The organism is Thiorhodococcus mannitoliphagus, assembly GCF_010915725.1.
In the GTDB taxonomy this organism is placed as follows: domain Bacteria; phylum Pseudomonadota; class Gammaproteobacteria; order Chromatiales; family Chromatiaceae; genus Thiorhodococcus; species Thiorhodococcus mannitoliphagus.
On the sequence record NZ_JAAIJR010000404.1, the window covers coordinates 1 to 718 of the forward strand.

At 46.4% G+C, this 718-nt stretch carries 1 protein-coding gene; it reads left to right on the forward strand.

The window, feature by feature from the left end; genetic code table 11:
• Positions 1-718: transposase (locus G3480_RS27140; RefSeq protein WP_164657278.1), on the forward strand; the 718-nt coding region annotated here is incomplete at both ends.

The window sequence follows — 718 nt, forward strand, 5'->3', positions numbered from 1 at the left end:
GCTGGCCAAAGAAACAGGTTTCGTTCAAAGAGAAAGCAAGATCGGCGGCGCCTTGTTTTTGGATCTCATCGTTTTTAACCATGAAAACCTTAAAGACCAGAGCCTGAATGATCTGTCAATCGTTCTGAAGGAGAAGCACGACATCGACATACGTAAGCAGAGCTTGGATGAGCGATTCAACGAAACGGCAGTCCTTTTCCTAAGAAAGGCGATCGAGAAGCTACTGAGCAGCCAACTGGATTCAGAATCATATTTGTGTGACTTAAAAGGAATCAAGCGGATTCTGATCAAGGATTCCGTTTGTTTTCAAATCGACGAAAAACTGCATGACGTCTATCCGGGAAGCGGTGGATCTGGTTCAAAAGCGGCGGTGAGAATCCAGTTCGAGTATAACCTGTTAGGAGGGATGATCAACGACCTTTCGTTGCATGCCTTCAACGATCAAGATGCAAGTAATTCAATGGAAACCATGGAGTTACTGAAATCCGGAGATTTGGTCATTCGTGACTTGGCCTACGTGGGCATTCAAGCCCTGAAAGAGATGATCAAGCGCTCGGTCTATTATCTCTGCCGCCTTGGAACGCAGGTCAAGGTCTACAAGGAACAAGGCGATGAATTTGTCGAAATCTGCTTCCACAAGATACGCCGTCTCATGGAGCAGCGCGGTTTGGATCGGACGGAGATGACGGTCTATATCGGAAAAGAAGAAAAGCTTAAG